The following is a 5,414-nucleotide window of genomic DNA, read 5'->3' as shown; positions in this document are numbered from 1 at the left end:
CGCGCAGCCCGCTCGTGTGCCGCAGCAGGTGCCGGATCGTGATGCGATGCCCGTAGTCGGGCAGTTCCGGGAGATGTTTCCGGATGTCGTCGTCGAGCGAGAGCTTGCCGTCGCGGGCGAGCAGCATGATGGACGCCGCAGTGAACTGCTTCGATACCGACGCGAGATGGAAGACGGATGCCGGCGTGATTGGCGTACCGGTTTCGAGGTTCGCCATGCCATAGCCGTTCTGGTGCACAATGCGTCCGTCACGCGATACGGCCACCGCGCAACCCGGCCCGTCGGTGGCAGTCCAGGTCGCGAAGACGCGATTGATGCCGATGCGGATGCTGTCGGGAGCGGACGACACGAGCAGCGCGGGACTCTGTGCCCGTATCGTGAACGGAACGAGAAGCAGGAACGCCGCGGAGATGAATCGTCGCATGGGTTGCGGAGCGTTGGAGACGACTTCGAACGCGCGACATACGCGCGCTGCGGGCGCCATCGTGCCGACATTCATGCGGTTGGGGCTGCCGCGCAAGAGGGAGGCACGCTCGTTCACAAGTTCGGCACGCGGGGGCGCCTCCCTGCTGCTGCCGCTTCCGCGCCGGGCAGCGCCGCTGGAAGCGGCGTCCGGCTACGGTGCGCCGGGCAACTGAAAGGACGAGTGATTCCACGGCGGGTATTGCCAGATCCGCCGAATCTGCCCGCGCCGCACCTCGAACACCATCAACGACATGGTGGTCGAAGTACCATTGGGCCCTTTCCTTTCGCTTCGCCAGTGCGCGGCAAGCCACGGCCCGACGGTCGTCACCGACTTCAGCGAGACCACGCCGTCAACGGGCTGGTTGAACACCGTCCGCAGCGACGAATCAAAAGCGACCTTGCCACGGAAATAGGGCCGCACGATGGAGTCGATTCCGGCCGTCATCCACGAGATGTCATCGGCGACATGCTTGCCCATCGCCGGAAGGTCTCGCTTCGCGTAGGCATCAAGGAATGCGCGCACGACCCGCTCGGACGCGGAGTCGGACGTCTCTGCCACGTTTTGCGCACGGAGTGGGGACAGCGGAAGCATGATGCACGCCGCCATGAGCAGCGACGAGAACATCGACGAGAGCAGCGTTGCATGGAAGAGCTTGGGCATCAGTAGATCCAACCGTTGGGGGAAACCATCGTCCAACTACCCGGCCGCCATGCGTCGCAGCATCGGCCCCACCCCCTCGGCATCCAGAAGCACCATACCGAGGTGGACGTCAGATATCCCGCGTTGCATCAGATAGGTGAAGCGAAGTTCGTCGCCGATTGTGTCTACCTGCATACACCGGCATGTCACGCCGACGCTGTCCGCTCGCAGCTCGGCGACCTCTGAGAGGTGCGAAGCGATCACGAACGATCCATGCGCGGTCCGTGCCAGACCATCGACGAGCAGCGTGGTCGCCTGCGTTGCGTCCTTGATGTTGGTGCCGCGAAACACCTCGTCGAAAATCGCAAGCACGGCGTCGCCCCGGTCCGCAGCCTCGACGATCGTGCGCACGCGTCGGATCTCCGCGAGATACAGGCTCTCTCCCCGCTGAAGATTGTCGCGCACGGTTATTGACACGATCAGTTGATCGTGCAGCGGTACACACGCCGCCTGCGCCGAGACGGCCATCCCGAGATGCGCACAATAGACCGCGATGCCAATGGCGCGAAGCAGCGTGCTCTTGCCGGCCATGTTCGGGCCCGTCAGGAACAGCACGCGCTCATCGCCTGCAAGCAGCACGTCATTGCGAGTACCATTGCGCAGGAGCGGGTGGCATAAGCCTTCGAATTCGAGCACCGCAGTTCCGCGCGGAGCAATCCGCGGCATCACGCCACCAACCGAAGCGGACGCCGTCGCAAGCGAACAGAAGGCATCGAGCTGCCAGATGGCCGCCACGAGCGCGCCAAGCAAATCACGCATGGGAACATCATCGCCGTTGTCCTCCTGCGGCGGTCGGCCCCGCACCATCGCATCGACGCCTGCCAGTGCGAGGGTATTGTCACGCGCTACCGCATTGCGAAGCACGTCTCGCCGCCCATCCTGCACCGCTGACTCGAACGCGGACACCACGGCAGTGAACGCCGGATCGCCGGAGATGGTCGAGATGCGCGCGTACACCTGCTCACTGAGCACGAGCAGGCTGTCCACGGCTCGCAGTTCCTGCGCCACGTGCGCGATTACATCATGGAGCCGAACGGCGAGCAGCGCGCGCGACATCAGCCGGGCTGGAACGATCTCGTAGTTTGACGCGAGAAAGCGCTCGACTTGGCTTGCGAGCGATTGCAGTTCAGCCCACGCTACCTGTTTGGATACCGGCACAAGCTGCGGCAGCAATGTCTGCCGCGCGCGAATGCTTTCGATGTCGCCGAGCGGTGTAGCGATGAGGCGCTTGAGCGCCTGATGCGCCGGCCGCGCGTGCGTGCTGTCGAACCAGGCCCCAAGTGGCCAGCTGCCGGAGGCGTCAGGCAGTATTCCCAGATCGGTCAGCGACGTGCGATCGGCAAGCATTGGCACCGAGTCGCCGTCACTTCTTCCCGGCGAGCGCCTTTCGCAGCACGGGCTCGAACCGGTCTGCCTGCCGCACCATCCCGAGGTCGCTCGGATGCGACCCATCCGTCGCGGCCTCGGCATCGTCGCCGAGCAGATCGTCGCCGGCGAGATAGTAGAGACCTTTGATGCCGTCCTTCTGTAGAGCGGCCAGGCACGCACGCAACGCGGCATGATTGTCGGTGTGGAACTTGGTGAGCGCCGGCAGGATCCACGAATTGGTCTGCCGGCGATCCTCCACCAGCACTATGGGTGTCGTGGGGCGCGCGGCACGAATCTGCTTCACCAATGGCACGCATTTCAGCGTTACGCTGTCGGCGTTCATGTTGGGCAGGCAGTCGATCACGTATACCGCCGCGTCGATCTTCACCAGCAGGTCGCCGACCGCGGCGTCCATGCGGCCGTTGCCCGAGAACCCGAGATTCACCACGGGTCGATCGAGTCGACGCCCGAGAATGGCCACATGGGCCATACCAGGGCGAGACGCGCTGGCGCCGTGTGTGATCGACGTGCCGTAGAACACGATCGGCTTCTCGGTGCGAGGCGCCAGCCGCTCGAACGTCGACCCGGGCGGGACGCCGATCGACAGGCTGTCGATGCCGTTGTACAGCGGCAGGTAGATCGCATACTCGCGCGTGCCCGGCGCCAACCGCCCGACGATGCTCTGGCGAACCACTTTGGCCGCTGGGCGTGTCACGCCGACCCAACGCCATTTTCCTGCATCGTCGCGCGCGTAGAGATCGAGTCCACTCATCCCGATCGCCGTCATGTTGGCCTGGGCAATGCGCTCGCTGAACAACGTGTAGTTCGCCCAGATGTTATCGGCATTCGTTTTGAACCGGACGAGCATTCCGGCGCTGTGACGGCTCAACGACCAGACCGCCGGCGTCACGGTGGCTTCTGCCAGGGCAGGAAAGCGGTCGAACCACCGCTTGCGCTCCAAGTCAGGCCAGCCGCGTCCCTCGACTCCCCATTGCGTTACGTCATGCCACTGCAGCGGTGGCTCGGCTTGTGGCGTCGGCGGGGTCGCGGCCGCCGGGGGGTTCTGCGCCTGAAGCTGCGTGCCGAAGGCATTGAGCCCCAGTGCACCAAACGCGAGCGCGGCAAGCGTGGAGCACCGGATGAAACGCGCTGGACGAGCGGTCATTGCGCCGTCTTGAGTAGAGGTATCAGTGCACATCGGGAGGCCAACGGCCATCGAGATCATACTCCTCGCCCTGCGCCAACGCGAGCGCCAGCGTGCCGCTCGTCGTGATGCTCCTGTTGCTCGGACGCGACGATGGAACTCCGTCAGCCTGGCGACGGTTTCTCGCCGGACTCTCACAACAAGGACGGCCATGCCCGATGCAGACAGCACATCCCGCCGCACGTCGACACGGCGTCTCGTTCATGCGCGACTGCTGGTACTGCCTTCCCTGCTGTTGGTGCTTGGCGCAGACGCGAGGCCCCACAAGCGTCCCCCAGCGGAACCGGTACCTGTGACGATCTTTGCGTTCGACCGCGCCGACGAGGCGGATTGGAACGTCGTCAACGACGGGGTCATGGGAGGCCGCTCTGCGGGCTTCGTGTCGGTCGCGGACGGCACTCTCCGCTTCACTGGAACGCTGGTGACGCAGGGTGGCGGCTTTACTTCCGTGCGGGCGCCGCGTGCGGCGGACCTGGCCGGTCAGGTGGGCATCGAGCTCCGGGTCCGCGGCAGCGGCCGCCAATTCGAGCTCGAGCTCGACGACGGAGTGCGAATGTACGGACGCAACGTGTCGCGTCGCGCGCCATTTTCGACCTCGGCGGAGTGGGCGTTGGTCCGAGTGTCGTTCACCGCGCTACGCAGCACCATTTTCGGGCAGGCCGTGGACGCCCCCCCGATTGACGTGGCCCGCATTCGTGGCGTGGGGCTCTACATGGTCGATGGACAGGACGGGCCCTTTCGCCTTGAAGTGGACTTCGTGCGCTCGTACGGCCCAGGCGAGGAGTAGCGCCTCACAGTCAACGCACTCGAAGCCGTGCCACAGCACCAGATCCTTCGAGTCGTTTCCACGGATCGTGCCGACCTCGCCATTCGCTGTTCGATGCGGCTGCATGGATATCGTCCCGGTACCGGCACCGCCACGAACTTCGGGTTCTACCAGCTTCGTGGCATGAGGAACATCACGATCGTTCTTCAGCAAAAACGATGCGGACACTTCATGTTGACCTTTTAGTTTATCATGATGACTTAAAGCAATCGTTCCACGTGACATCCCGCTTCCGCCGACGCCTACGGAGAGTTTCTTCCTGTGGGGGCCACGACAGGTCGGCAAAAGCAGCGTGCTTGCCGCGCGGTACCCCGACGCGCGTCGCATCGATTTGCTGCGCACCGACGACTACGTGCGGTATCTGCAGCGGCCGTCGCTATTACGCGACGAGCTGCGTGATGCGGCCCACGGTACGCTGACGGTCATTGATGAGATCCAGAAAGTCCCCGCGTTACTCGACGAAGTCCATTGGCTCATCGAGCATCAGCGGCTCGTCTTCGCCCTGTGCGGATCCAGTGCGCGCAAATTGCGGCGCGGTGATGCCAACCTGCTGGGCAGTCGCGCCGTGCGGTACGAATTGTTCGGATTCGTCTCAACAGAGCTGGGGCGCGGGTTCGACCTCGTCCGGGCGGCAAATTACGGCGTCTTACCGCGGCACTACCTCGCCAATCGGCCACCTCGCATGATTCGGGCGTACGTGGATGACTATCTCACCTCGGAGATCGCGGCCGAAGCACTGGTGCGCAGTATGCCATCGTTTTCCGGATTCCTGTGCAGCGCGGCAATCGGCGACACCGAGCTGGTCAACTTCCAGAATATCGCGCGCGAGTGCGCGGTCTCGTCGCCGACCG

General features: G+C 64.2%; 6 protein-coding genes. 2 read left to right on the top strand and 4 right to left on the bottom strand.

The window, feature by feature from the left end; genetic code table 11:
• The 4 genes from RMP10_RS12440 to RMP10_RS12425 form a co-directional block, all read right to left on the bottom strand.
• Window positions 1–424, bottom strand: a 424-nt coding sequence (locus tag RMP10_RS12440) for a serine hydrolase domain-containing protein (RefSeq protein ID WP_310570562.1), incomplete at its 3' end; no start/stop codon positions are given.
• Between the two features lie 192 nt (window positions 425–616).
• Entirely contained in the window at window positions 617–1,126 is a 510-nt protein-coding gene (locus RMP10_RS12435) for a nuclear transport factor 2 family protein (protein WP_310570561.1), read from the bottom strand.
• Between the two features lie 36 nt (window positions 1,127–1,162).
• The gene (locus tag RMP10_RS12430) at window positions 1,163–2,512 is read right to left on the bottom strand and encodes a hypothetical protein (protein ID WP_310570563.1); all 1,350 of its coding nucleotides are present in this window, start codon (window positions 2,510–2,512) and stop codon (window positions 1,163–1,165) included.
• Window positions 2,513–2,528: 16 nt separating this feature from the next.
• Window positions 2,529–3,698, bottom strand: a complete 1,170-nt coding sequence (locus RMP10_RS12425) for an SGNH/GDSL hydrolase family protein (RefSeq protein ID WP_310570560.1) — start codon at window positions 3,696–3,698, stop codon at window positions 2,529–2,531.
• Window positions 3,699–4,029: 331 nt separating this feature from the next.
• Here RMP10_RS12425 and RMP10_RS12420 point away from each other — a divergent pair, with 331 nt between their 5' ends.
• Window positions 4,030–4,524: a CIA30 family protein gene (locus tag RMP10_RS12420; RefSeq protein WP_310570559.1), complete on the top strand. Its 495-nt coding sequence runs from the start codon at window positions 4,030–4,032 to the stop codon at window positions 4,522–4,524.
• A gap of 331 nt (window positions 4,525–4,855) precedes the next feature.
• Window positions 4,856–5,414, top strand: a 559-nt coding sequence (locus RMP10_RS12415) for an AAA family ATPase (protein ID WP_310570558.1), incomplete at its 3' end; no start/stop codon positions are given.

Origin of the sequence: Gemmatimonas sp., assembly GCF_031426495.1 — a bacterium.
Lineage (GTDB): Bacteria > Gemmatimonadota > Gemmatimonadetes > Gemmatimonadales > Gemmatimonadaceae > Gemmatimonas.
This window is presented reverse-complemented; position numbering and strand designations above follow the sequence as displayed.

Excerpts from the sequence above, each read along its gene's own strand:
- RMP10_RS12435 (WP_310570561.1), bottom strand. The coding sequence starts at position 1,126 with ATGCCCAAGCTCTTCCATGCAACGCTGCTCTCGTCGATGTTCTCGTCG.
- RMP10_RS12430 (WP_310570563.1), bottom strand. The coding sequence starts at position 2,512 with ATGCTTGCCGATCGCACGTCGCTGACCGATCTGGGAATACTGCCTGAC.
- RMP10_RS12425 (WP_310570560.1), bottom strand. The coding sequence starts at position 3,698 with ATGACCGCTCGTCCAGCGCGTTTCATCCGGTGCTCCACGCTTGCCGCG.